This is a genomic window from Streptomyces sp. WAC00040, from assembly GCF_056835925.1.
This window is the reverse complement of the sequence record NZ_JAKQZE010000001.1, coordinates 275,454-299,765: the sequence shown is the minus strand read 5'-3', so window position 1 is coordinate 299,765 and position 24,312 is coordinate 275,454. Positions and strand designations below refer to the sequence as shown.

Below are 24,312 nucleotides of genomic sequence, written 5' to 3'. Positions count from 1 at the left end.
AGAGATACAGTACATGGCTACTATGTCCATGGCTACTGTTCTCGGGCGTTGCCGTCCCGGACGCCGATGAGGTGCCCGTAGGCGACCACGTTGCCCCGGTAGCCGCTCTTCTCGGAGAAGCCGCCGCCGCAGGTGATCACTCGGAGCTCCGCCCGGTCGGCGGATGCGTAGACCTTCCTGTCGGGAAAGGCGTCGGCCTCGTACACCTCGATCGCGTCGATCGTGAAGACCGCGGTACGGCCGTCCGCGCGGAGCACCTCGATCCGGTGGCCCTTCTTCAGGGCGCCGAGGCTGTAGAAGACGGCGGGCCCCTGTGCGTTGTCGACATGGCCGGCCACGATCGCCGTGCCCTTGGCGCCCGGGGCGGTCCCGTCCTCGTACCACCCGGCCAGGTTCCGGTCGGTGGCCGGCGGGACGTCGAGGCTGCCGTCGCGGGCGAGGCCGAGGCCCATGACCGGGGCGTCGACGTCGATCTGCGGAATGCGCAGCCGGATCGGCTCCGAGGGCGGCAGCGGGTCGGCGGCGGCGTCCGTGTGCTGGTTCGGGCCGGCGGCGAAGGCCTGCGCGGCCGAGGGGACGGGCGGGGTGATGTCGCTCATGCCGTTGTGGACCAGCCACAGCCCGGCGCAGACGGCGGCGGCCACGGCCCAGCCCTTGGCCCTGAGCCCGGTGCTGTCCTGAGCGCTCATCGGTCCTCCGGCTTCGCTCGCCACGGGTGCGGCCGGACCGGGCCGGGCGGCACCCGGGCCGGCCGTCCGTACGGGACATGGGGGTTCGGTCGTGGGGTGGCCGGATGCGGCCGGCGCGCCGGGGCGTCGCCCCGCTCCCGTCGGCTCGAGGCCTGACGGGAGCGGGGGATCCGGCGGGACGAGGAGCGGTTGGGGTACCGGTCCGTCAGCCTCTCTGCGCGCCGCTCGCCCGGCGGCGCAGAAGGAGCGTTCCGCCCACGGCGGCCGCGGTGAGTACCGCCGCACCCGCCGCGATCTGGGTGGTGTCGGGGCCCACGCTGCCGCCGACGCCTGTTCTGACATGCCCGCTCGGCTCGCGGTGGCGCACCTCGAGGTCGCCGGTGGCCTTCTTGCCGTTCCTGCAGCGCACCTCGATGCCGTACGTGCCCGGTCTGGTGTCCTCGGGGACCGTGAACCGGCCCACCGTGACCTCCTTGTGCGTGCCGGGCCACAGCTTGAACTCGCCGGCGCCCAGCGACCTGGCGTCGCCGACGCCGTGGCCGTCCTTGCCGCAGGCCGTGGTGTTCACGGTGATCTTCGTGCCGGGGGTGGCGGGCGACGGGTGCGCCTCGAGCTCTCCGAAGTCTCCGGCGTACGCCCCGTGGGCGGCGAGCCCGGTCGTGGCGAGCCCCATCGCTATGCCGGTCAGCAGGCGGGCGGTGGTGCGCATGGGTCCTCCGAAGGCGCGCGGTGGTGCGGTGTCTCGTCTTTCTCCGAGGTAAGAGGCACCCGGCGCGCCACGCCTGCTGATGGTTGATCAGTTTCCCTCGACCGAAACCGCGTGTCGCTCTGGACAGGCCGCATCACCGCAGGTTGCGGCCGTATGGCGGGGCCTGGGGGAGTGGTCGGGCGCGTCGTGCCGAACGGGTGACAAGGTCGCAGTCCTCCTTCGGCCCGGTGTCCCGCGGGCCGTCCGCACGATTGATCGCCGGAGCTGCTTGACCTCAACCAAAGTTGAGGTACCAGGCTGCTCCGCATGGACATCAACACGCCTGACACCTCGTCCGAACGTCCCTCCCCGCTGAAGCTCGCCGTCATCATCGGCAGCAACCGCGACGGCCGCTTCGGACCCACCGTCGCCAACTGGTTCGTCTCCCGTGCTGCTCGGCGGGAGGACTTCACCGTCGACGTCGTCGACCTCGCCGACGCCGACCTCCCCACCGCCCTCTCCTACTCGCCCTCGCCCGAAGTGCGGGCCGAGCTGGCCAAACTCACCCCGAAGCTGGCCGCGGCCGACGCCTTCGTCGTCATCACCCCCGAGTACAACCACTCCTTCCCCGCCGGCCTCAAGAACGTCATCGACCGGCACTTCGGCGAGTGGCAGGCCAAGCCCGTCGGCTTCGTCTCCTACGGCGGCATCTCCGGCGGCCTGCGCGCGGTCGAGCAGTTGCGCCAGGTCTTCGCCGAGCTGCACGCCGTCACAGTCCGCGACACGGTGTCCTTCCACAACGCGGGCGCCCACTTCGACGACGAGGGCAACCACCGCGACCCCGCCGCCCCCGACGCCGCCGCCAAGACCATGCTCGACCAGCTCTCCTGGTGGGCCGAGGCGCTGCGGTCCGCCAAGTCCGTCCGCCCCTACGCGAGCTGAGGGCCGGCCGTGCTGCTGAGCCTGCTGACCGCCCGCCTGGGCCCCTACCGCCGGCTGATCGCGCTGGTCGTCCTCCTCCAGCTGATCCAGTCCGTGGCCGCCCTCTGCCTGCCCACCCTCAACGCCGAGATCATCAACAACGGTGTGCTGCGCGGCGACACCGGGCACGTCATCGGCACCGGCGCCGTGATGCTGGCCGTCACCGTCCTCCAGGTGGCCGCATCCGGCGCCGCCGTCTACTGCGCCGCCCGGATCGCGATGGGCATCGGCCGCGACCTGCGCTCCACCGTCTTCGGCCATGTCCAGGACCTGTCGGTGCGCGACATCGGGCGCTTCGGCGCCTCGTCCCTGATCACCCGCACCACCAACGACGTGCAGCAGGTGCAGACGTTCTCGCTGCTGATCCTGACCATGCTGGTCGCCTCGCCCCTGATGTGCGTGGGCGCTGTCGCCATGGCCCTGTCCCAGGACGTGCCGCTCGCGATGCTCCTGCTGCTGTTCGTCCCGGTGCTCGCGCTGTCCGTCGGACTGATCGTGCGCCGCCTGCCGCCCGTCTTCCGCTCCATGCAGGAACGGATCGACGTGGTCAACCGGGTGATGCGGGAACAAATCACCGGCATCCGTGTCATCCGCGCCTTCGTACGGGACCGGCACGAGCAGCGGCGGTTCGCCGAGGCCAACGACGCCCTCCTGGCGACCGGGCTGCGGGCCGGCAGGCTGCAGACCCTGATGTTCCCGACCGTTCTGATCGTCTGGGAGTTCGCCACCGTCGCCGTCATCTGGACCGGGGGCCACCGGCTCGACTCGGGCTCCCTGCAGGCCGGTTCGATCGTCGCCTTCCTCGGCTATCTGACGCAGATCCTGATGTCCGTGATGATGGGCCTGTTCCTCATGATGCATCTGCCGCGCGCCGAGGTCAGCGCGGAACGCATCAAGGAGATCCTCGGCACACGGCCGAGCGTCCTGCCGCCCGTCGCCCCCGTGCACCGGCTGCGTGGACGAGGCGAACTTCGGCTGCACGGCGTCGACTTCAGCTACCCCGGCGCCGAGGAGCCCGTCCTCAGATCCGTGGACCTCACCGCCCGCCCCGGCCGGGTCACCGCCGTCATCGGCTCCACCGGCAGCGGCAAGACGACCCTGCTCGGCCTCGCCGCGCGGCTGTTCGACGCGACCGGCGGCGACGTCCGGGTCGGGGGGGTGGACGTACGGGACCTCGACCCGGCGCTGCTGTCCCGCACCGTCGGACTCGTCGCCCAGAAGCCGTACCTCTTCTCCGGGACCGTCGCCTCCAACCTGCGGTACGGGAAGCCGGACGCGACACAGGAGGAGCTCTGGCACGCCCTCGAGGTCGCCCAGGCCGCCGACTTCGTACGACGGCTCGGCGACGGCCTCGACGCCCCCGTCTCACAGGGCGGAGCCAACCTGTCGGGAGGACAGCGCCAGCGCCTCGCCATAGCCCGGGTCCTGGTGGCCAGGCCCGACGTCTACCTCTTCGACGACTCCTTCTCCGCCCTCGACAACGCCACCGACGCGGCACTGCGCCGGGCCCTGGCCGAGGAGACCGCCGACGCCGCCGTCGTCATGGTCGCCCAGCGCGTGTCCACCGTCCGCGGCGCCGACCGGATCGTCGTCCTGGAGAAGGGCCGCGTCGCCGGCACCGGCACCCACGACGACCTCATGCGGGACAACCCCGCCTACCGGGAGATCGTGCTCTCCCAGCTCACCGAGGAGGAAGCCGCATGAGCGGCACCACACCGGAGCGCCGCGGCCCGGCCGGGCAGCAGCGCGGCCCCGGGGGCATCGGCTCCCCGTCGCTGGAACGCTCCCTCCACTTCCGGGCCTCCGGACTGCGGCTGCTGCGCATGACCGCACCGGAACGCCCCCTGGTCGTCGGCGTCCTCGCCGCCGGCGCGGCCGCCGTCGCCCTCTCCGTACTCGCCCCCAAACTCCTCGGCCACGCCACCGACCTCGTCGTCGACGGCGCGGCCGGCCCGGACGGGGTCGACTTCGGGGCCGTCGCGGAGGTGCTGACCCTCGTGCTCGCCCTGGTCGCCGTCTCCTCCGCCACGACGCTGATCCAGATGCGGCTCGCGATGACCGTGGTGCAGCGCGTCGGCCACCGGCTGCGCGAGGAGGCGGGCACGAAGCTGTCGCGGCTGCCCCTGTCGTACTTCGACAAGCAGCCCCGCGGGGAGGTGCTCAGCCGCACCACCAACGACATCGACAACATCACGCAGACCATGCAGCAGGCCTTCAGCCAGATGGTGCGGGCGGTGCTCACCATCGCCGGCGTCCTGGCGATGATGTTCTGGATCTCGCCGCTGCTGGCCCTGGTCGCCCTCGCGACGGTGCCGCTGTCCGTGTACGTGGCGACCCTCATCGGCAGGCGGGCCCAGCCGCAGTTCGTCCGGCAGTGGTCGGTGACGGGCCGGCTGAACGCCCACGTCGAGGAGATGTTCACCGGCCACGCGGAGGTCCGCTCCTTCGGCCGCGGAAAGCAGGCCATGGAGACCTTCGACGAGCTGGGCGAGCAGCTGTACGCGTCGAGCCTGCGCGCGCAGGTGATGTCCGGCCTCATCCAGCCCGCGCTCGGATTCGTCGGCAACCTCAACTATGTGCTGATCGCCGTCGCCGGCGGGCTGCGGGTGGCCTCCGGGTCGCTGTCGATCGGCGACGTACAGGCATTCGTGCAGTACTCCTACGAGTTCAACGGCCCCATCAACCAGGTCGCCGCGATGGCCAACCTCCTCCAGTCGGGCGTCGCCTCCGCCGAGCGGGTCTTCGACCTGCTGGACGCGGAAGAGGAGTCTTCGGCGCCGGCCGGACCGCCTCCGGCCCGGCCGGAGGCGGGACGGCCCGCCGGCCATGTGTCCTTCGAGAAGGCGGCCTTCCGCTACCACCCCGCGGAGCCGCTGATCGAGGACCTGTCGCTCGACGTCGAACCGGGCCGGACCGTCGCCATCGTCGGCCCGACCGGCGCGGGCAAGACCACACTGGTCAACCTGCTCATGCGGTTCTACGAGGTCACCGGCGGCCGCATCCTGCTCGACGGGGTCGACATCAGGGACATGTCCCGCGACGAACTGCGTTCCGGTATCGGAATGGTGCTCCAGGACACCTGGCTGTTCGGGGGCACGATCGCCGACAACATCGCCTACGGCGTGCCCGGGAAGGTGTCCCGAGAGCAGATCGTCGCCGCGGCGACGGCCACCCACGCCGACCGGTTCATCCGCACCCTGCCCGACGGCTATGACACCGTCGTCGACGAGGAGGGCGCGGGCCTGAGCGCGGGCGAGAAGCAACTCCTCACCATCGCCCGCGCCTTCCTCACCGAACCGTCGATCCTCGTGCTCGACGAGGCCACCAGTTCCGTCGACACCCGCACCGAGGTGCTCATCCAGCGCGCCATGTCCTCGCTGCGCCGGGGCCGTACCAGCTTCGTGATCGCGCACCGGCTCTCCACCGTCCGGGACGCCGACGTGATCCTGGTGATGGACGCCGGCAGGATCGTCGAGCAGGGCACGCACGAGGAACTGCTGGGCCGCGGCGGCGCGTACGCCCGGCTCCACGCGGCGCAGTTCGCCGCGGCCGGGTCCCCCGTGTGAGGCCGCGGTGCGTAACGTGAAGGGCGGGGCCATGACGGTCCCGGCCCTCCGTCCGCCCCGCGGACACGTGGCCGCACACCAAGAAGGAGCTCCTGCTGTGGAACCGACCCCCGCCGCGCCGTCGCTGCTCACCGTGACGACCACGACCGACAGCGCGGAGAAGGCCCGGCGGCTCGCCGAAGGAGCCGTAAAGGCCCGGCTCGCGGCCTGCGCGCAGATCTCCGCGCCGGTGACGTCGGTCTACCGCTGGCAGAACCGGATCGAAACCGCCGAGGAGTGGCAGGTCCTCCTCAAGACCACCCCGGCCTGCTACGACGCCCTCGAAGCCCATCTGATCGCCGCCCACGACTACGACACCCCGGAGATCATCGCCACCCCGGTGGTACGCGCGGGCGCGGCCTACGCGGCCTGGGTGCGGGCGGAGACCGTGGCGCCGTGACCGGGTCGCAGCGGCTTCCGTTCTTCGTCTACGGCACCCTCCGGCCGGGCGAACGCAACCACGACCTTCTCCTGCGGGGCCGCACCACCGAGGAGCGTCCCGCCCTGCTTTCCGGCGCGGTGCTCTACGAGGGCCCCGGCTACCCGTACGCCGTCGACACCGACGACCCGGCGGCGAAAGTCACCGGTGAGGCGGTGACCGCGAAGCCGGAGGAGTACGAGCGGCTGCTCGCCGTCCTCGATCGGCTGGAGGAGTACGGCGGACCGGGCCACGCGGCCAACCTGTACGAGCGGGTGGCCCGGGAGGTCCTCCTCGAGGACGGCACGCCGGTACAGGCGTGGGTCTACGTCGCCGCCGAGCCGGTGGCCCGCGGACTGCGGGCCGGCGGCAGACCGGTGGACGGCGGCGACTGGCACGAGGCGGTCAGCCGCCGGTGACCCGCTGCGGCTCCAGCCGGACGGCGCACACCTTGAACTCGGGCATACGGGACGTCGGGTCGAGCGCCGGGTTCGTCACCGAGTTCACCCGGCCCTCGCCCGGCCAGTGGAACGGCATGAAGACGGTGTCCGGCCTGATCCCCGTGGTGATCCGGGCGGGCCCGACCGCCCGCCCCCGCCGCGAGACCACGGCCAGGGGCTCGCCCTCCGCGACGCCGAGACGCTCCGCCAACTGCGGATGCAGCTCGACGAACGGCCCCGGGGCAGCGGCGTTCAGCTCGTCGACCCGCCTGGTCTGCGCGCCCGACTGGTACTGGGCGACGACCCGCCCGGTCGTCAGCAGCACCGGGTAGTCGGCGTCGGGCACCTCCGCGGCGGGTCGGTGCCCCACCGCGACGAACCTGGCCAGCCCGTCCGGCGTGGCGAACCGGTCCAGGAACAGCCGGGGTGTGCCGGGGTGCGCGATCGGCTCGTCCTGCTCGTCCGGCTCCGGGCACGGCCAGAACACACCGTCCTCCTGGGCGATCCTGCGGTACGTGATGCCCGAGTAGTCCGCCGGTCCGCCCGCCGACGCCCGCCGCAGCTCCTCGAAGACCTCCTCCGGGTCGGCGGGGAAGCCCTTCTCGTGCCCGAGCAGAGCCGCCAGCGCGCTCAGCACCTCGAGATCGCTGCGCACCCCGGCCGGCGCGTCGACCGCCTTGCGGCGCAGCAGCACCCGGCCCTCCAGGTTGGTCGTCGTGCCGGTCTCCTCCGCCCACTGCGTCACGGGAAGGACCACGTCCGCGAGCGCGGCCGTCTCCGAGAGCACCACGTCCGCCACGGCGAGGAAGTCCAGGGACTTCAGCCGCCCCTCGATGTGCGCGGCACGCGGCGCGGACACCACCGGGTTCGACCCCATCAGCAGCAGCGACTTCACGTCCCCGCCCAGCGCGTCCAGCAGTTCGTAGGCACTGCGCCCCGGCCCCGGCAGGGACTCGGGGGGCACGCCCCACACCCCCGCGACATGGGCGCGCGCCGCCGGGTCGTCCAGCTTGCGGTAGCCGGGCAGCTGGTCGGCCTTCTGGCCGTGCTCACGGCCGCCCTGCCCGTTGCCCTGTCCGGTCAGGCATCCATAGCCGGACAGGGGCCGCCCGGCCCGGCCGGTCGCCAGGCAGAGGTTGATCCAGGCGCTCACCGTGTCCGTGCCCTTGGACTGCTGCTCGGGCCCGCGGGCGGTGAGCACCATCGCGGACGGCGCGTCGCAGAACAGCCGCACCGCCTCACGCAGCTGCGGCACTCCCACGCCGGTGATCCGCTCGACGAGCTCGGGCCAGTGCGCCATGGCGGCGGCCCTGGCATCCGCCCAGCCGCTCGTGCGGGCGGCGATGAACTCCTCGTCGGTACGCCCCTCGGCCACCACCTCGTGCAGCAGGCCCAGGGCGAGCGCCAGGTCGGTGCCGGGACGGGGCGCGAGATGCAGATCGGCCTGCTCCGCCGTCCTCGTCCGCCGCGGGTCGACGACGATCAGCTTGCCGCCGTTCTCCTTCAGTTCCGTCAGGTAGCGCAGCGCCGGCGGCATGGTCTCCGCGATGTTGGAGCCCACGAGGATGACACAGCCGGTCCTCGGGATGTCCTCCAGCGGGAACGGCAGCCCGCGGTCGAGTCCGAAGGCCTTGTTGTGCGCGGCCGCGGCCGACGACATGCAAAAGCGGCCGTTGTAGTCGATCTGCGAGGTGCCGAGCACGACCCGGGCGAACTTCCCGAGGGTGTACGCCTTCTCGTTGGTCAGCCCGCCGCCGCCGAAGACGCCCACGGCGTCGGCGCCGTGCACGTCCTTCGTACGCCGCAGCCCGTCGGCGATCGTACGCAGTGCCTCCTCCCAGGTGGCCGGTTCGAGCCGGCCTGTGGCGTGGCTTCTGATGAGCGGCCCGGTCAGGCGCACCCGGGAGGAGAGAAGGGAGGTCGACGTGCGGCCCTTGCCGCACAGGGCGCCCCGGTTGACGGGGAAGTCGGGACGCTCCACCACCTCGACGGCCGTCCCGTCGGCGGTGTCCGGCCGGGGGACACCGCGCAGATTCATGCCGCACTGCAGGGCGCAGTAGGGACAGTGGGTCGGGATGGTCTCGTCGCGCATGACGCCCAGCGTGGAACATCCGTGTTACGCGGGCGGACGCGCCGCATTACGGACGGGGTACGCCTGGCTCAGCCGCGAGCTCACGGCGGCGTGAGGACCGACCGTGAGCCGCGGGCCCGTCCCGGGAGCCCGGCCGCCGTGTACGGACGCGTCGGGACGGGCTGTCCCGCGGGCTCCCGGCTGTCCTGACCAGGGGCGTGTTCGGGGCGGGCCGTCCCGCGGGTCCCGGTCGTCCTGTCCGGGCGTGTTCAGGGGCCTCAGGCCCGCCGGCCGAGCATCGCCAGCAACCGGGTCTGCGGGTCGTCGCCCGGGGGCGGCTCGATCGGCGCGGCGAAGAGGCCCGACTTCGACAGCTCCGACGCGTACGGCGAGACCTCCTCCGTAGTGAAGGCCACCAGCGCCTCCGGCAGCCGCTCCTCCGCGCCGATCGCCCGTGACAGGTCCCAGGAGTGGACCACCGCGTCGCTGATCATCTGCGAGCAGTAGGCGGTCGCCGGGGTCTCCCCGTACGACAGATGGACCGTCCGCTCCAGCGCCCCCTCGTCGGAGAACGCCTTGCGCGCGGCCCGGGCTGCCGCGTCCCAGGCCTGGCGGGGCCGGTCGCCGAGGACGTCCCCGTCGTACGCGTCGCCGATGTCCTCGATCGTCGCCCCGTCCGTCACCAGGTCCGGCACCCACAGCTGCTCGGCGGTGAGGTGGTTGACGAGATCGCGCACCGACCACTCCGTGCACGGCGTCGGATCGTCCCACTGGTCGTCCCGTACGGCGTGCACCCGGTCGGTGAACAGGGCCAGCGCCTCGGTGTGCCGGGTCAGCAGCGTTGCCACTTCATTTGTCATGCGGCTCACTTTTCCCTGCCGGGGACCTCGATGCGAGCGTGCGCGGCCGTGTGCCTCCCTGCGTGTCAGCCCGCCGCCGCCAGCGCGTCCCGCACACCGGGCTCGCGCTCGCCCAGGAACCGGGGGTCCGGCCGGAACACGACGTCCAGCGAGGCCTTGCCCGCCGCGAACATCTCCCGCACGCCGCCGTAGTACCAGGTCGCGTCGTGCGGTTCCGCCACACCGACGCCGTACGCCTCGACCCCGGCGGACCGGCACAGCGCGACCGCCCGTCGGATGTGGAAGCCCTGGGTGACCAGCAGCGCCCGCTCCACCCCGAAGATCTCCTTCGCCCGCACGCACGAGTCCCAGGTGTCGAACCCGGCGTAGTCGCTGACGATCCGGTCGTCGGGCACACCGCGCCCCGTCAGATACGTGCGCATGGCGTCCGGCTCGTCGTACTCGACCCGGCTGTTGTCACCGGTGACCAGCACGACCTTGACCTTGCCGGTCCGGTACAGCTCGGCGGCGGTGTCCAGCCGGTGCGCCAGATAGGGGGTGGGCCGGCCCTGCCAGAGACCGGCGCCGAAGACGACGGCGACGTCCCGCGCGGGGGCCTCGGCGACCGTACGGACGCGGCTGTCGGCGACGGCGTGCATCCAGGTCGCGGGCGCCAGGCCGAGTACGCACCCCAGCATGACGGCCTGCGCGACGAGGCGTCGCCTTCTCGTTCCTCTCACGAACAGTCAGACGCGCTCCGGACGGCAATGGTTGGTCCGTCGGAGCGGAAATGGCTGGCCGGACCGTGTATCTGTTGACACGATCATCCGATGATCGACAAGAGAGTCGCCTCCGCCGCCCGCAACAACGCCGAGTGGTGCGAGGCCATGTGCCATGCACACGGCCTCTCCGGCGTCTTCGGAGCCCGCGCCTGGACCAGCGCGAGCCGCACACCCGTGCTGTATCCCGACGCGGTGACACTCACCGAGGACGCCATGGCGGACGACGTCCTGGACACCGTCTCCACCGGCCCCGGCTGCTCCGTCAAGGACAGTTTCGCGAACCTCGACCTGTCCGGCGCCGGATTCGACGTCCTCTTCGAGGCCCACTGGATCCACCGGGAGCCCGGCCTGCCTGCGCCGGCGGCTCCCGACGGCGTCGCGTGGTCCCGGCTGGAGACCCCCGGTGAGCTGGCGGAATGGGCGGCGGCCTGGGACGGCGGCGACGGTCTGGCGCACCTCTTCCGCCCCGAACTGCTGTCCGACCCGTCGGTCACGTTCCTCGCGGGGCGCGCCGAGGGCCGGCTGACCGCCGGCGCGGTGGTGAGCCGGGGCGGGGACGCGGCAGGCCTCTCCAACCTGTTCGCCGTGGACGACGACCTCGACGCGGCGTGGGCGGGTTGCTTGTCGGCGGTGTCCGACGCGTGGCCCGGCGTGCCGGTGGTCGGCTACGAACAGGGCGACGACCTGGCGGCTGCGGTGCGGCAGGGGTGCGTGCCGGTGGGGCCCCTGCGGGTCTGGCTGGCGCGGTAGCCGCGAAGCGCTTCCCTTCCCCCGCGGCCTGGGCGGCCGCGGGGGAAGGCCCACCTACGGACCGGGCCTGCCCGGACCCCTGGGACCGGACCCCCGGGACCGGGCCGGGGACCTGGGACTGATCTGAGCCCCGCGGGATGCTGCCCGGCGCCTGCCCGGGGAACCGGGACCACCCGGACCGGGACCCGTGTCCGGGAGCGCTCGGAGTTTCGGAACCGCTTTGGCCCGGACCTCGAACCCGGCCGCCTGTGTACCAGGGCCCGCCCCGCCGGGACGCCCCCGCCCGCGCCCAGGCTGCGACCGGACCCGGGCCTGGGTTCCGCCCGGAGACCCGAAACCGGCCCCGCCGGGACGCCCGGACCCGGCCGTGCCCGGAACCGGGCCTGGGCCCCGCCCGGACCTCCCGGGGCCGCAGGGCCGCCGGGGCCCTACCCGTGCGCCCGCCGCAGGGGAGACCACCGGCCCCGCGCATCGGAGGCCGGCGAGGTCGGCGCCGGGCCGCGCCGCCTCGCCCGGCCGTGCCCGTGAGGCCCGCGAAAACACCCGTCACCCTCACGCAACACCCCCGCAACCTGCGCCCGCCACCATCGGTGCATGACGGAGCCGGAACACCTTCGTGAGTCCCCGCCCCCGCCCTTCCCGAGCGCAGCCGACAGCGCAGTCGACACCGCCGCGCAGCTCGACACCACCGTCGGTCTGCTCACGCGTATCACCGCTCAGCTCGGCACCCAGCTGAGTCACGTCCGACTGAACGGAACCCGCACCGCATGCCCCCGACCGATCGGCCCACCCTCGTCGCCGTCGCCCACGGCAGCCGCGACCCCCGCGCGCTGAGCACCGTCACCGCTCTCCTCGACCGGGTGCGTGAGCTGCGCCCCGGCCTGGATGTACGGCTCGGCCATGTCGAGCTGAACGAGCCGCTCCTCGACGACACCCTCCGGTCGCTCGGCAGCGCGCCCACCGTGATCGTGCCGCTGCTGCTCAGCCGCGGCTATCACGTCAAGCACGACCTGCCGCGGGCCGCGGCCGCGATACCCGGCGGCGACATCCGTATCGCCCGCCCGCTCGGGCCGCACCCGCTCCTCGCGGAGGCACTCGCCGCCCGGCTCGCGGAGGCGGGCTGGCGGCCGGAGGACGGCTCGAGCCGTAGCGCCGGGGTCGTCCTTGCGTCCGCCGGTTCCCGCGATCCCGAGTCCGCGGCGGACACCCGGCGCATGGCGGCCATGCTGGGGGAGCGCCTCGGCGGCGTGCCGGTCGTGCCCGCGTACGCCTCCGCGCTCGCGCCCACCGTGCCCACGGCCGTCAAGGCCCTGACGGCCCGCGGCCGTCACCGGATCGCCGTGGCGTCCTACTTCGCCGCGCCAGGTCTGTTCGCCACCCGCAGTGCCGCTGCCGCACCCTGGATCGCGGCGGAGCCGCTCGGTACGCATCCCGCTCTGGCCCGGCTGCTGCTGCACCGTTACGACCAGGCACGAGCGCTTCCCCGCCCCGTGCGGCGGCTGGAACTGACCGCCGCGTAGTGCGTGGTGGGGCCGGACGGGGTCCGACTGTCGGCCGCTCCGGTTACCTTCGGTGCATGGACGGCACCACCAGCACCACAGGCACAGGCACGCCCCCGGGCCACGGCACGGGCAACGGCACCGCCCCCGACGGCTACGACGCCGCGGCCGTCGAACGCTGGGCCGCCGAGCCCGACAAGCGCCCCGGCCGTACCGCCTTCCAGCGCGACCGCGCCCGGGTGCTGCACTCCTCCGCGCTGCGCCGCCTCGCCGGGAAGACGCAGGTCGTCACACCCGGCACCCGCAGCCTGGCCTGGGACGCCAGCCCCCGCACCCGGCTGACGCACTCGCTGGAGTGCGCGCAGGTCGGGCGGGAGCTGGGCGCCGCGCTCGGCTGCGACCCCGATCTCGTCGAAGCGGCGTGCCTGGCCCACGACATGGGCCATCCGCCGTTCGGCCACAACGGCGAACAGGCGCTCAACGAGTTCGCCGAGGACTGCGGAGGCTTCGAGGGCAACGCCCAGTCCCTCCGCCTGCTGACTCGGATCGAGCCCAAGCGTTTCGTGCACGCGCCGGAGACCGGCGAGCCGGTCAGCGTCGGCCTGAACCTCACCCGGGCCACCCTCGACGCGGCCACCAAGTACCCCTGGCCGCGAGGCGGCTATCCGACCGATCCCGGCTCGGGCAAGTTCGGGGTGTACGAGGACGACCTGCCGGTCTTCGAGTGGGCCCGCCTCGGCGCGCCCGCGTTCCGCAAGTGCCTCGAGGCGCAGGTGATGGACTGGTGCGACGACGTCGCGTACTCGGTGCACGACTTCGAGGACGGCCTGCACGCCGGCCATATCGACCCCGATTGCCTCATGTCGGAGACCGAGCGCGCGGGTATCTGGGCGGTGGCGATCGGGCGGTACGTACCGCACGACACCGAACCGCAGGAACTGTCGGAAGCACTCGACCGACTGGTCGCCCAGGTGTGGTGGCCGCACCACTACGACGGTTCCGCGGTCGCCCAGGCGCGGCTGAAGGACGCCACCAGCCAGCTCATCGGCCGGTTCGCGCTCGCCGCCGAAGGCGCCACCCGGCAGGCGCACGGCGGTGGCATGCTCACGCGGTACGGGGCCGAGCTCGTCGTCCCGCGCGCCACGCGCAACGAGTGCGCCGTGCTGAAGGCGGTGGCCGACCGCTATGTGATGCAGCGTGCCGAACAGGAGGCGCTCCGTGCCGACCAGCGCGTGGTGCTCGCCGAGCTGGCGCAGGCGCTCACCGCCCGCGCGCCGGAAGGGCTGGAACCGCAGTTCCGTGCCATGTTCGAGGCGGCCGCGGACGACCGGGCGCGCAAGCGGGTGATCGTCGACCAGATCGCGAACCTCACGGACGCCTCCGCCCGCACTCTCCATGCCCGCCTCACGGCCCGTCGCTGAGCGAGGGCGCAACGCCCCTGGAGCACCCCTGCCACGCACCGAGTGATTCGTCCGTTCCTGACACGCCGGAGGGCACTCCCCCTTCCGCCATATCGCTCCGTGCGGGACGCTCGCTGAAGGCTGCGCTGCGGAGAAGTAACGAGGAGGCATCACGTGGTCGACGCACATCGGACATTCGTCATCGTCGGCGGTGGGCTGGCTGGGGCCAAGGCCGCCGAGACCCTCCGTGCCGAAGGATTCACCGGGCGAGTGATCCTCATCGGCGACGAACGTGACCACCCCTACGAACGTCCGCCGCTCTCCAAGGCGTATCTGACCGGCAAGGACGAGCGCGACAGCGTCTTCGTCCACGAGCCCGCCTGGTACGCCCGGGCCGACATCGAACTGCATCTGGGCCAGACCGTCGTGTCCATCGACCGTGAGTCCCGCTCCGCACGCCTCGGCGACGGAACCGTCGTCCACTACGACAAGCTGCTGCTCGCCACCGGCGCGGAGCCCCGCCGTCTGGAGATCCCGGGCACCGGCCTGGCCGGCGTCCACCATCTGCGCCGCCTCGCCCACGCCGACCGGCTGCGCCATGTGCTCGCCGCACTCGGCCGCGACAACGGCCACCTGATCATCGCCGGCGCCGGCTGGATCGGCCTCGAGGTCGCCGCCGCGGCACGCGGCTACGGTGCGGAGGTGACCGTCGTGGAGCCCGCGGCGACCCCGCTGTACCAGGTCGTCGGCCCCGAGCTCGGCCAGGTCTTCGCCGAACTTCACCGCGAGCGCGGCGTCCGTTTCCACTTCGGTGTCCGTCTCACCGAAATCATCGGGCAGGACGGCATGGTCCTCGCGGCCCGCACGGACGACGGCGAGGAGCACCCGGCGCACGAGATCCTCGCCGCCATCGGCGCCGCCCCGCGCACCGCGCTCGCCGACGCGGCGGGCCTCGACCTCGCCGACCGGGCGGAGGGCGGTGGCATCGCCGTCGACGAGAGCCTGCGCACCTCCGATCCCGACATCTACGCCGCGGGCGACGTCGCCGCCGCCCGGCACCCGCTGCTCGGGACCCGGCTGCGCGTCGAGCACTGGGCGAACGCCCTGAACGGCGGCCCGGCCGCCGCCCGCGCCATGCTCGGCCAGGACGTGAGCTACGACCGGGTCCCCTATTTCTTCTCGGACCAGTACGACCTCGGCATGGAGTACTCGGGCTGGGCCCCGCCCGGCTCGTACGACCAGGTCGTCCTCCGTGGCGACGTCGGACGGCGGGAGTTCATCGCCTTCTGGCTCAAGGACCGCAGGGTGCTCGCCGGGATGAACGTCAATGTGTGGGACGTCACCGCACCCGTCCAGCAACTGATCCGGACCCGGGCGGAGGTGGACCCGCAGACGCTCGGCGATCCGGGGGTGGCACTCACCGACCTCGTGGACCTCTCCGGCTGACGGGAGTGTCGCCGCGTCACCGTAGAATTCACGCGTGGCAGGCAGGATCAACGATGACGACGTGAAGGCGGTCCGGGACGCGGTCCCGATCGACGCCGTCGTTTCCGAGTACCTCCAGCTGCGCAACGCCGGCGGGGGGAACCTGAAGGGCCTGTGCCCCTTCCACGACGAGAAGTCTCCTTCCTTCCAGGTCAGCCCGAGCAAGGGTCTCTTCCACTGCTTCGGCTGCCAGGAAGGCGGCGACACGATCGCCTTCGTGATGAAGATCGACCATCTCTCGTTCTCCGAGACGGTCGAGCGTCTCGCCGCCCAGGCGGGCATCACCCTGCGCTACGAGGAGGGCGGGTACAACCCCACCCATCAGCGGGGCGAGCGGATCCGGCTGGTCGAGGCCCACAAGATCGCCGCGCAGTTCTACGTGGAGCAGTTGGACGGGCCGGAGGCCGAGATCGGCCGGAAGTTCCTCGCGGAGCGCGGCTTCGACCAGGCCGCCGCCCAGCACTTCGGCGTCGGTTACAGCCCGGCCGGCTGGGACCACCTCACCCGCTATCTGCGCGGCAAGGGGTTCAGCGACAAGGAGCTCACCCTCTCCGGCCTTTCGCAGGAGGGCAGGCGCGGCCCCATCGACCGGTTCCGCGGCCGGCTGATGTGGCCGATCCGGGACATCACGGGGGAGGTCGTCGGCTTCGGCGCCCGTAAGCTCCGCGACGACGACAACGGCCCGAAGTACCTCAACACACCCGAGACCGCGATCTACAAGAAGTCGCAGGTGCTGTACGGCATCGACCTCGCGAAGAAGGAGATCGCCCGCACCAGCACGGCCGTCGTCGTCGAGGGCTACACCGACGTCATGGCCTGCCACCTCGCCGGCGTCACCACCGCCATCGCCACCTGCGGCACGTCGTTCGGCGGCGACCACATCAAGATCCTCCGGCGGCTGCTGATGGACAACGCCACCGCCGAGGTGATCTTCACCTTCGACGGCGACGCGGCCGGCCAGAAGGCGGCGCTGCGCGCCTTCGAGGACGACCAGAAGTTCGCGGCCGAGACGTCGATCGCCATTACCCCCGGCGGCATGGACCCCTGCGAACTGCGGCTCGCGGAAGGCGACGAGTCGGTGCAGAAGCTCGTCGAGACGCGTACGCCGCTCTTCGAGTTCGCGATCCGCCAGATGGTGACCCGCCACAACCTGGAGACGCCCGCCGGCCGCGCGGCGGCCCTCGACGAGGCCGCGCCGATCGTGGCCGGCATCAAGAACGTCGCCATCCAGCACGAGTCGGCCGTGCAACTGGCCGGCATCCTCGGCATCCTCGACACCCAGTTCGTCGTCAAGCGGGTCGCCCAGCTCGCCCGCTGGGCCCGCGACCGCGGTGGAGACCGTGGCGACCGCAGGGGCGGCCCTTCCAGGGCACCGCACCCGGCGCCCGGCGCGCCGGCCCAGGCCGCGCCGTCGGGCCCGGCACTCAATCTGCGCAGCCCCGCCCACCGCACCGAGCGGGAACTGCTCAAGCTGGCCCTCCAGCACCCCGAACTGGTCTCACCGGCCTTCGACGCGTACGGCGTCGACGAGTTCACCGCCCCGCCCTACGCCGCGGTCCGCCGGACCATCGAGGAGGCCGGCGGCGCCGAGCAGGGCACCCAGGACGCCTCCGGCTATCTGGCCCGCGTCCGCGACGCCGCCCCCGACGACACCGTGCGCGCCCTGGTCACCGAACTCGCCGTGGAAGCGGTGCACGCCCGCGCGGTCGACGAGGTGTACGCGGGCATGCAGCTCGTGCAGGTCCGTCTGCGCGCCGTCGACCGCCGCATCCGCGAGGTCCAGGGCACGATGGCCCGCCTGGGCGCAGGAGGTGACCCGGAGCGGTACGCGGCAGTGGCGAACGAACTGTGGGTGCTCCAGCAGTACGCGCAGTCGCTGCGCAACCAGGGCGCGGCCGCGCTCTAGCGGTCGGCACGTCCGGTGCCCGCGGCCCGGCCGCCGCCGGCGCGCCGCTCCCGGCCGCCTACGCGGCGAACGTGGGGGCCAGCGCGGTGAGCAGCCGCCGGACGTACGCGTCCCTGCCGCCGGCGAACTGCGGATAGTCCAGCACGAAGTGGTTCCAGTCCAGGTACCGCAAGGAGTCCCGGAGGTCCTCCAGGCGGAGCTCCTCCTGCCCACCGGTGGGCCACTCGTTCCCCGACAGCCGGAACACCTCCTGAAGGAGCGCGTTCCCGAGCGGGCCCCGTTCCGCCAGCAGCACCGCGTCGTACAGGTCCTTGCCCTGCGGATACAGGTCGTCGATCAGCCACACCACCTTCCAGGCGAGCGACAGTTCGAGGGTCGCCGTCAGCAGCGGCACACCGCACACCTTCTCGGAGCTGGGCTCCATGGGCAGCTTCTCGTTGAACACGAAGTCGAGCTGGACCTGCCCGGCGGGCAGCCCGGGCGCCTGCCACGGCAGCACCATGCGGCGGCCCGGCACCCGCTCGTACGTCCAGATGTACTCGGACTCGGCGCCGGACGCATCGATGACCGGGCCGCCCGCCTGCTCCTCGGTGGCGCGCTGCGCGGCCGACGCGATGTCGTCGAGCATCGTCGTGGTGCGCTCTTCCTCGATGCGCCAGTCCGAGGGGACGACGACGAAGTCGAGGTCCTTCGGCTCCCGCGCGGCGTCGCCGAACCGGTCGGCGAGCAGCATGCTGCCGCGCAGCACCAGTGAACCGGCCCATCCCGAACGGGAGACCGCGGTGACGACGCTCTCCAGCGCGCGTCGTCGCGCCGCCCCCCAGGCGGGGCGCAGTTCTTCGGGCACCACGGAGTCGGCGGGCCGGTACGCGCTGTCGAAGTGCTTCAGGGCAGGGTCGAACAGCCGGTGCCTGGACGCGCCCGGCCCCACGCCCGCGTGCAACGTGCGCGGCAGCTCCGTCCGGCGCCGCCGGCGCTCCTCACTCGGCTCCGCCGGGTCGTCAGGGCCGCCCGGAATCGTCGGCTTCCAGTTCGCGTTCATCGTCGCGCCCCCTCGTCGATCCAACCGTCGTCCACCGACAGGTCGCTGTCGTACAGCACGAACTCCCGCTCCTCGCCGCAGATTTCGAACCCCTCGGCTACCAACTCGCCGATCAGCGCGTCACATGCCGCGCCCGCCTCCTCGGCGGCGACGCCGCGGCGGCGCTGCGTCACGAACCGTTCGTGCCGGCCCCTTGACGCCACCCTGCGCGCGTTCCACGACAGATGCGCACCGTGACGCACCGCCACGGCCGTCAGCGCCTCGCGGTCGAAGTCCTCCTTGAGCAGCAGCTTCAGATGGTGCTCGAAGTAGCCGCCGTCCGTGGTGCGGACCTCCGGTGACCATGGAGTGGTCTCGATCTTCACCCGCACCGGGTCGAAACCGCCGGCACTCAACCGGGCCACCAGCCGGTCGGCCGCCGCCCGTTGAGAGGGCAGGTCCGCGGTGCCCCGCAGGGTCAGCATCGGCTGGGACACCATCCGGCCCCGGGCGAGCACGATGTGCGTCACCTTCAGCCCCGCCGCGTCCGCCCACGAGTCCAGCCCGGCGCGCGCCGCGTCGTCCGCACAGCGCACCGTCACATGGGTCTCGTATTCGCACAGCCTGTTCACCGGCGCAGTCTCCCAAAGGGACGGACGTCCGGCATCCGAGTAACCGACCGGTCACGTACGGGTCTCAAAAAGTCGCCGCACGCCCCTCGTGGCGGTGATGTGTCGTACCCCACACTGGATGGCGGTGCCTGAGCCCTCGGAGCTGCCCCCGCCCCCGACCGGCAGCGATCACCCTGGAGGTCGCCCGTGCAGACCCAGACCCTGACCGAGACCCATACCGACGCCGTCGCGGCAGTCCTCGCGACCGCCGTCGAGCAGGTGCCCGCGCAGGGCCTGCCCGCCGGGCACCCCGACGCCCTGCCGGGCAGTCTCGTCGAAGAGGCCGTCGAGCCCCCGGAGCCCCCTCGGCGCACCGGGCGCGGCGCTGACACCGGCGGCCCGTCCTCCGACCTGTTCCGCCAGTACCTGCGGGAGATAGGCCGCATCCCGCTGCTGACCGCCGCGGAGGAGGTCGAGCTCGCCCGCCGGGTGGAGGCCGGTCTCTTCGCGGAGGAGAAGCTGGCGAACACCCCGGACCCGGACTCGCAGCTGGCCGTCGACCTCGACCGGCTCGTCGTCATGGGCCGGATGGCCAAACGGCGTCTCATCGAGGCGAACCTCCGCCTCGTCGTCTCCGTCGCCAAACGCTACGTCGGCCGCGGCCTGACCATGCTCGACCTCGTCCAGGAGGGGAATCTCGGCCTGATCAGGGCGGTGGAGAAGTTCGACTACGCCCGCGGCTACAAGTTCTCCACGTACGCGACCTGGTGGATCCGCCAGGCCATGTCCCGCGCCCTCGCCGACCAGGCCCGCACCATCCGGGTGCCCGTCCATGTCGTCGAACTGATCAACCGGGTGGTGCGGGTCCAGCGCCGGATGCTCCAGGAACGCGGCTACGAGCCCACACCGGAGGAGGTCGCCACGTACCTCGAACTGACCTCGGAGCGGGTCAGCGAGGTCCTGCGGCTGGCCCAGGAGCCGGTGTCCCTGCACGCCCCGGTGGGCGAGGAGGACGACGTCGCCCTCGGCGACCTCATCGAGGACGGCGACGCGGCGTCCCCGGTCGAGTCAGCCGCGTTCCTGCTGCTGCGAGAACACCTGGACGCGGTGCTGTCCACGCTGGGCGAGCGTGAACGCAAGGTGGTCCAGCTGCGCTACGGCCTGGACGACGGCCGCCCCCGCACACTCGAGGAGATCGGCCGCCTGTTCGGCGTGACCCGCGAACGCATCCGCCAGATCGAGTCGAAGACCCTCAACAAGCTCCGCGACCACGCGTTCGCGGACCAACTCCGCGGCTACCTCGACTGACCGGGGTCTTCGCCCCGACCCGTGCCGACCTCGGCGGTGTCTTCGCGCCGGGGTTCCTGGTGCCGGCCCCAGGAACCTCCGTCACTCGACCTCCACCACCGCCTGCGCGAACTGAGCCGAATACAGGCGCGCGTACGCCCCTTCCGCCGCCAGCAGCTCCTCGTGCGTGCCCTGTTCGACGATCGACCCGTCCTCCATCACCAGGATCACGTCCGCGTCCCGGATGGTCGAGAGCCGGTGCGCGATCACGAAGCTCGTCCGTCCGTGCGCGAGCCGCGCCATCGCCTTCTGGATCAGCACCTCCGTGCGGGTGTCGACGGAGCTCGTCGCCTCGTCCAACACCAGGATCACCGGATCGGACAGGAACGCCCGCGCGATGGTGATCAGCTGCTTCTCGCCCGCGCTGACGCCCGAACCCTCGTCGTCGATGACGGTGTCGTAGCCGTCGGGCAGCGTGCGGACGAACCGGTCGGCGTGTGCGGCCCGGGCCGCCTCCTCGATCTCCTCGCGAGTGACCTCACGGGAGGCCCCGTACGCGATGTTCTCCGCGATCGTGCCCCCGAACAGCCAGGTGTCCTGGAGCACCATGCCTATCTCGGAACGCAGGTCCTCGCGGGACATCTTGGCGATGTCGACGCCGTCGAGCGCGATCCGTCCGCCGGTCACCTCGTAGAACCGCATCAGCAGATTGACCAGCGTGGTCTTGCCCGCACCGGTCGGGCCCACGATCGCGACGGTGTGACCCGGTTCGACGGCGAGCGACAGATTCTCGATGAGGGGCTTGTCGGGGTCGTAGCGGAACGACACCTTCTCCAGCGACACCTGGCCGCGGGGGCGCTCCAGCCGCTCCGCGGACGGGGCGTCCGTCTCCTGCTCCTCGGCGTCCAGCAGCTCGAAGATGCGCTCGGCGGACGCGACGCCCGACTGGACCAGGTTCGCCATCGAGGCGACCTGGGTCAACGGCATCGAGAACTGCCGCGAGTACTGGATGAACGCCTGCACATCACCGATCGACAGCGAACCGGACGCGACCCGCAGACCGCCGACGACCGCCACCAGCACGTAGTTCAGGTTGGAGATGAAGAACATCAGCGGCTGCATCATGCCGCTGTTGAACTGCGCCTTGAACCCGGCCTCGTACAGTGCCTCGTTCTGCTCGGCGAAGTCCCGCGCCGACTCGTCCTGGCGACCGAAGACCTTCACCAGCGAGTGGCCGGTGTACATCTCCTCGATATGGGCGTTCAGCGTGCCCGTCGACTTCCACTGCGCCACGAACTGCGGCTGCGACCGCTTGCCGACCTTCGCCGCCACGAAGACGGACACGGGCACCGTCACCAGCGCGACCAGCGCCAGCAGCGGCGAGATCCAGAACATCATCGCCAGCACACCGACGATGGTCAGCAGCGAGTTGATCATCTGACCCATCGTCTGCTGCAGGGTCTGGGAGATGTTGTCGATGTCGTTGGTGGCCCGGCTGAGCACCTCGCCGCGCTTGGCCCTGTCGAAGTACGACAGCGGCAGCCGCGACAGCTTCGCCTGCACGTCCTCGCGCATCCGGTACACGGTGCGGTTGATGACCGTGATCGACAGTCGCGTCGCCACCAGCATCGTCAGTCCGGCGGCCACGAAAACCGCCAGCGCCAGCAGCAGGACCTCGCCGACGGCGTTGAAGTCGATGCCCTCGCCGGGGACGAAGTCCACACCGGAGAGCATGTCCGCGAGACCGTCGTCGCCGCTGTGCCGCATGCCCTCCAGGGCCTGTTCCTTGGAGGTGCCCTCCGGCATCTGCCGGCCGACGATCCCGGCGAAGATCAGGTCGGTCGCCCGGCCGAGGATCTTCGGCCCTACCACCGCGAAGGAGACACTCAGCACACCGGCCGCGAGCATCACCCACAGCGTCGCCCGCTCGGGAGCGAGCTGCCGCAGCAGTCGCTTGCCCGAGCCCTTGAAGTCCATCGATCGCTCGACGGGACCCGTCATCATGCGTCCACCCGGCCCGCTCATGCGGCCTCAGCCTCCGTCAGCTGCGAGAGCACGATCTCTCGGTACGTCTCATTGCTCTCCATCAGTTCGTGATGGCTTCCGGTCCCCACGACCCTGCCCTCGTCGAGGACCACGATCCGGTCCGCGTCACGGATCGTCGAAACCCGCTGGGCGACGATCACGACCGTCGCGCCCGACGTCTCACGGGCGAGCGCCTCACGCAGCGCCGCGTCCGTGGCGTAGTCGAGCGCCGAGAACGAATCGTCGAAAAGGTAGATCTCCGGCCGCTGGACGAGCGTCCTCGCGATCGCGAGCCGCTGACGCTGCCCGCCGGACACGTTCGTGCCGCCCTGGGCGATGGGCGCGTTGAGCCCGCCCTCCAGCCCGCGTACGAAGTCGGCCGCCTGCGCTGTCTCGAGCGCCTGCCACAGTTCCTCTTCGCTGGCGTCGGGCTTGCCGTAGCGCAGGTTGGTCGCCACGGTCCCGGAGAAGAGGTACGGCTTCTGCGGCACGAGACCCACGGTCCTCGCCATCAGCGCCGGCTCGAGCTCGCGCACGTCGACCCCGTCGACGAGCACCTCGCCGCCCGTCACGTCGAACAGCCTCGGCACCAGGCCGAGCAGTGTCGACTTGCCGCTGCCCGTGGAGCCGATGATCGCGGTCGTCTCACCCTGGTGCGCCACCAGGTCGACGCCCCGCAGCACCGACTCCTCGGCCCCCGGGTATCGGAAGTCGACGCCCCGGACCTCCAGCCGGCCGCGGCCGCGCAGCTCCGTCACGGGAGCGAGCGGCGGCACCACGCTCGAGTCGGTGTCCAGCACCTCCTGGATGCGCTCCGCGCACACCTCGGCGCGCGGCACCATCATGAACATGAAGGTGGCCATCATCACGGCCATCACGATCTGCATCAGGTAGGCGAGGAAGGCGGTCAGCGCACCGATCTGTATGGCGCCGCTGTCGATACGCTGCGCGCCGAACCAGACGACGGCGACCGAGGAGACGTTCACGACCGTCATCACCGTCGGGAACATCAGCGCCATCAGCCGGCCGGTGGACATCGAAACGTCGGTCAGGTCCTTGTTCGCCTCGCGGAAGCGCCCCTTCTCGTACTCGTCCCGTACGAAGGCCCGGATCACGCGGTTGCCGGTGATCTGCTCGCGCAGCACCCGGTTCACGGTGTCGAGCCGCTCCTGCATGGTGCGGAACAGCGGCCGCATCTTCTTCACGATCAGCGAGACGCAGATGCCGAGCACCGGCACGACCGCGAGGAGCACCGCCGACAGCGGCACGTCCTGGCCGAGCGCCATCACTATGCCGCCGACGCACATGATCGGCGCCGACACCATCAGCGTGAACGCCATCAGCACCAGCATCTGGACCTGCTGGACGTCATTGGTGGTGCGGGTGATGAGCGACGGCGCCCCGAAGTGGCCGACCTCACGGGCGGAGAAGCTCTGCACCCGGCCGAAGACGCCTGCTCGGACGTCGCGGCCGAGCGCGGCCGCCGTCCGCGCCCCGTAGAACACTGCCCCGATGTTGCAGAGCACCTGGACCACGCTGACGCCGATCATCAGGGCGCCGAGGGCCAGGATGTAGCCGGTGTCGCCCTTGACGACACCGTTGTCAATGATGTCCGCGTTCAGGGTGGGCAGATAGAGGGTGGCGCTGGTCTGCAGCAGTTGCAGTGCCACCAGGAGGCCAATGGGTCTCTTGTACGGACGGAGATAGGTCCGCAGCAGTCGTATCAGCACGCGCTGTCTCTCGGGCTCGGCAAGATCGGGGGTCACCCCATCTTCCGACACCGGGTCGGCAAAACCCCAAGAGTTTTCCCCAAGC

At 71.7% G+C, this 24,312-nt stretch carries 20 protein-coding genes; 11 read left to right on the top strand and 9 right to left on the bottom strand.

Annotated features, from left to right (window positions below; all coding sequences use genetic code 11):
- Positions 1-32: 32 nt before the first annotated feature.
- A complete protein-coding gene (locus MDN94_RS01445) occupies positions 33-689 on the bottom strand; it encodes a class F sortase (RefSeq protein ID WP_482724190.1) in 657 nt (218 codons plus the stop codon).
- Positions 690-894: 205 nt separating this feature from the next.
- Complete coding sequence (locus MDN94_RS01440) at positions 895-1,398, bottom strand: hypothetical protein (RefSeq protein ID WP_482724189.1); 504 nt, start codon at positions 1,396-1,398, stop codon at positions 895-897.
- A gap of 306 nt (positions 1,399-1,704) precedes the next feature.
- On the opposite strand from MDN94_RS01440, the gene MDN94_RS01435 reads away from it, so the two are divergent.
- The 5 genes from MDN94_RS01435 to MDN94_RS01415 all read left to right on the top strand — a co-directional run bounded on the left by MDN94_RS01435 (position 1,705) and on the right by MDN94_RS01415 (position 6,800).
- The gene (locus MDN94_RS01435) at positions 1,705-2,319 is read left to right on the top strand and encodes an NADPH-dependent FMN reductase (protein ID WP_482724188.1); all 615 of its coding nucleotides are present in this window, start codon (positions 1,705-1,707) and stop codon (positions 2,317-2,319) included.
- A gap of 9 nt (positions 2,320-2,328) precedes the next feature.
- On the top strand, positions 2,329-4,062 hold the full coding sequence (locus MDN94_RS01430) for an ABC transporter ATP-binding protein (protein WP_482724187.1): 1,734 nt from the start codon (positions 2,329-2,331) through the stop codon (positions 4,060-4,062).
- On the top strand, positions 4,059-5,924 hold the full coding sequence (locus MDN94_RS01425) for an ABC transporter ATP-binding protein (protein WP_482724186.1): 1,866 nt from the start codon (positions 4,059-4,061) through the stop codon (positions 5,922-5,924). The genes MDN94_RS01430 and MDN94_RS01425 overlap by 4 nt, the downstream gene beginning before the upstream one ends.
- A 97-nt stretch (positions 5,925-6,021) precedes the next feature.
- On the top strand, positions 6,022-6,363 hold the full coding sequence (gene cutA / locus MDN94_RS01420; protein WP_482724185.1) for a divalent-cation tolerance protein CutA: 342 nt from the start codon (positions 6,022-6,024) through the stop codon (positions 6,361-6,363).
- Complete coding sequence (locus MDN94_RS01415; protein ID WP_482724184.1) at positions 6,360-6,800, top strand: gamma-glutamylcyclotransferase family protein; 441 nt, start codon at positions 6,360-6,362, stop codon at positions 6,798-6,800. Before cutA ends, MDN94_RS01415 begins: the two co-directional genes overlap by 4 nt.
- Here the strand turns inward: MDN94_RS01415 and MDN94_RS01410 are convergent.
- The 3 genes from MDN94_RS01410 to MDN94_RS01400 form a co-directional block, all read right to left on the bottom strand.
- Positions 6,787-8,913: a molybdopterin oxidoreductase family protein gene (locus MDN94_RS01410; RefSeq protein ID WP_482724183.1), complete on the bottom strand. Its 2,127-nt coding sequence runs from the start codon at positions 8,911-8,913 to the stop codon at positions 6,787-6,789. The genes MDN94_RS01415 and MDN94_RS01410 overlap by 14 nt on opposite strands.
- A 257-nt stretch (positions 8,914-9,170) precedes the next feature.
- On the bottom strand, positions 9,171-9,752 hold the full coding sequence (locus MDN94_RS01405; RefSeq protein WP_482724182.1) for a TIGR03086 family metal-binding protein: 582 nt from the start codon (positions 9,750-9,752) through the stop codon (positions 9,171-9,173).
- A 65-nt stretch (positions 9,753-9,817) separates the two neighbouring features.
- The gene (locus tag MDN94_RS01400; protein WP_482726968.1) at positions 9,818-10,429 is read right to left on the bottom strand and encodes a SanA/YdcF family protein; all 612 of its coding nucleotides are present in this window, start codon (positions 10,427-10,429) and stop codon (positions 9,818-9,820) included.
- A 132-nt stretch (positions 10,430-10,561) separates the two neighbouring features.
- Between MDN94_RS01400 and MDN94_RS01395 the strand changes: the two genes are divergently transcribed.
- The 5 genes from MDN94_RS01395 (at position 10,562) to dnaG (ending at position 17,553) form a co-directional block, all read left to right on the top strand.
- Positions 10,562-11,263, top strand: coding sequence for a hypothetical protein (locus MDN94_RS01395; protein WP_482724181.1), 702 nt, complete (start codon positions 10,562-10,564; stop codon positions 11,261-11,263).
- A 767-nt stretch (positions 11,264-12,030) separates the two neighbouring features.
- Positions 12,031-12,783, top strand: coding sequence for a sirohydrochlorin chelatase (locus tag MDN94_RS01390; protein WP_482724180.1), 753 nt, complete (start codon positions 12,031-12,033; stop codon positions 12,781-12,783).
- Positions 12,784-12,839: 56 nt separating this feature from the next.
- Positions 12,840-14,183 (top strand): deoxyguanosinetriphosphate triphosphohydrolase, encoded by a 1,344-nt coding sequence (locus MDN94_RS01385; protein WP_482724179.1) that lies wholly within the window; start codon positions 12,840-12,842, stop codon positions 14,181-14,183.
- A 153-nt stretch (positions 14,184-14,336) separates the two neighbouring features.
- Complete coding sequence (locus MDN94_RS01380; protein ID WP_482724178.1) at positions 14,337-15,608, top strand: NAD(P)/FAD-dependent oxidoreductase; 1,272 nt, start codon at positions 14,337-14,339, stop codon at positions 15,606-15,608.
- 34 nt (positions 15,609-15,642) lie between these two features.
- The gene (gene dnaG, locus MDN94_RS01375; protein ID WP_441262884.1) at positions 15,643-17,553 is read left to right on the top strand and encodes a DNA primase; all 1,911 of its coding nucleotides are present in this window, start codon (positions 15,643-15,645) and stop codon (positions 17,551-17,553) included.
- Between the two features lie 58 nt (positions 17,554-17,611).
- Here dnaG and MDN94_RS01370 read toward each other — a convergent pair whose 3' ends face one another.
- Complete coding sequence (locus MDN94_RS01370) at positions 17,612-18,595, bottom strand: nucleotidyl transferase AbiEii/AbiGii toxin family protein (RefSeq protein ID WP_482724177.1); 984 nt, start codon at positions 18,593-18,595, stop codon at positions 17,612-17,614.
- Positions 18,592-19,206, bottom strand: coding sequence for a hypothetical protein (locus tag MDN94_RS01365; RefSeq protein WP_482724176.1), 615 nt, complete (start codon positions 19,204-19,206; stop codon positions 18,592-18,594). Before MDN94_RS01365 ends, MDN94_RS01370 begins: the two co-directional genes overlap by 4 nt.
- Before the next feature lie 186 nt (positions 19,207-19,392).
- Here MDN94_RS01365 and MDN94_RS01360 point away from each other — a divergent pair, with 186 nt between their 5' ends.
- Entirely contained in the window at positions 19,393-20,493 is a 1,101-nt protein-coding gene (locus tag MDN94_RS01360) for an RNA polymerase sigma factor (RefSeq protein ID WP_482724175.1), read from the top strand.
- Between the two features lie 81 nt (positions 20,494-20,574).
- On the opposite strand, the gene MDN94_RS01355 is transcribed toward MDN94_RS01360, so the two are convergent.
- Both MDN94_RS01355 and MDN94_RS01350 read right to left on the bottom strand, forming a co-directional pair.
- Positions 20,575-22,497, bottom strand: a complete 1,923-nt coding sequence (locus MDN94_RS01355; protein WP_482724174.1) for an ABC transporter ATP-binding protein — start codon at positions 22,495-22,497, stop codon at positions 20,575-20,577.
- A complete protein-coding gene (locus MDN94_RS01350; protein WP_482724173.1) occupies positions 22,494-24,227 on the bottom strand; it encodes an ABC transporter ATP-binding protein in 1,734 nt (577 codons plus the stop codon). Before MDN94_RS01350 ends, MDN94_RS01355 begins: the two co-directional genes overlap by 4 nt.
- Between the last annotated feature and the right edge of the window lie 85 nt (positions 24,228-24,312).

Bases quoted from the DNA above. Each gene is read 5' to 3' on its own strand.
- MDN94_RS01445 (WP_482724190.1), bottom strand. From the start codon at position 689: ATGAGCGCTCAGGACAGCACCGGGCTCAGGGCCAAGGGCTGGGCCGTG.
- MDN94_RS01440 (WP_482724189.1), bottom strand. From the start codon at position 1,398: ATGCGCACCACCGCCCGCCTGCTGACCGGCATAGCGATGGGGCTCGCC.
- MDN94_RS01435 (WP_482724188.1), top strand. From the start codon at position 1,705: ATGGACATCAACACGCCTGACACCTCGTCCGAACGTCCCTCCCCGCTG.
- MDN94_RS01425 (WP_482724186.1), top strand. From the start codon at position 4,059: ATGAGCGGCACCACACCGGAGCGCCGCGGCCCGGCCGGGCAGCAGCGC.
- MDN94_RS01410 (WP_482724183.1), bottom strand. From the start codon at position 8,913: ATGCGCGACGAGACCATCCCGACCCACTGTCCCTACTGCGCCCTGCAG.
- MDN94_RS01405 (WP_482724182.1), bottom strand. From the start codon at position 9,752: ATGACAAATGAAGTGGCAACGCTGCTGACCCGGCACACCGAGGCGCTG.
- MDN94_RS01400 (WP_482726968.1), bottom strand. From the start codon at position 10,429: ATGCTGGGGTGCGTACTCGGCCTGGCGCCCGCGACCTGGATGCACGCC.
- MDN94_RS01395 (WP_482724181.1), top strand. From the start codon at position 10,562: ATGATCGACAAGAGAGTCGCCTCCGCCGCCCGCAACAACGCCGAGTGG.
- MDN94_RS01390 (WP_482724180.1), top strand. From the start codon at position 12,031: ATGCCCCCGACCGATCGGCCCACCCTCGTCGCCGTCGCCCACGGCAGC.
- MDN94_RS01385 (WP_482724179.1), top strand. From the start codon at position 12,840: ATGGACGGCACCACCAGCACCACAGGCACAGGCACGCCCCCGGGCCAC.
- MDN94_RS01370 (WP_482724177.1), bottom strand. From the start codon at position 18,595: ATGAACGCGAACTGGAAGCCGACGATTCCGGGCGGCCCTGACGACCCG.
- MDN94_RS01355 (WP_482724174.1), bottom strand. From the start codon at position 22,497: ATGAGCGGGCCGGGTGGACGCATGATGACGGGTCCCGTCGAGCGATCG.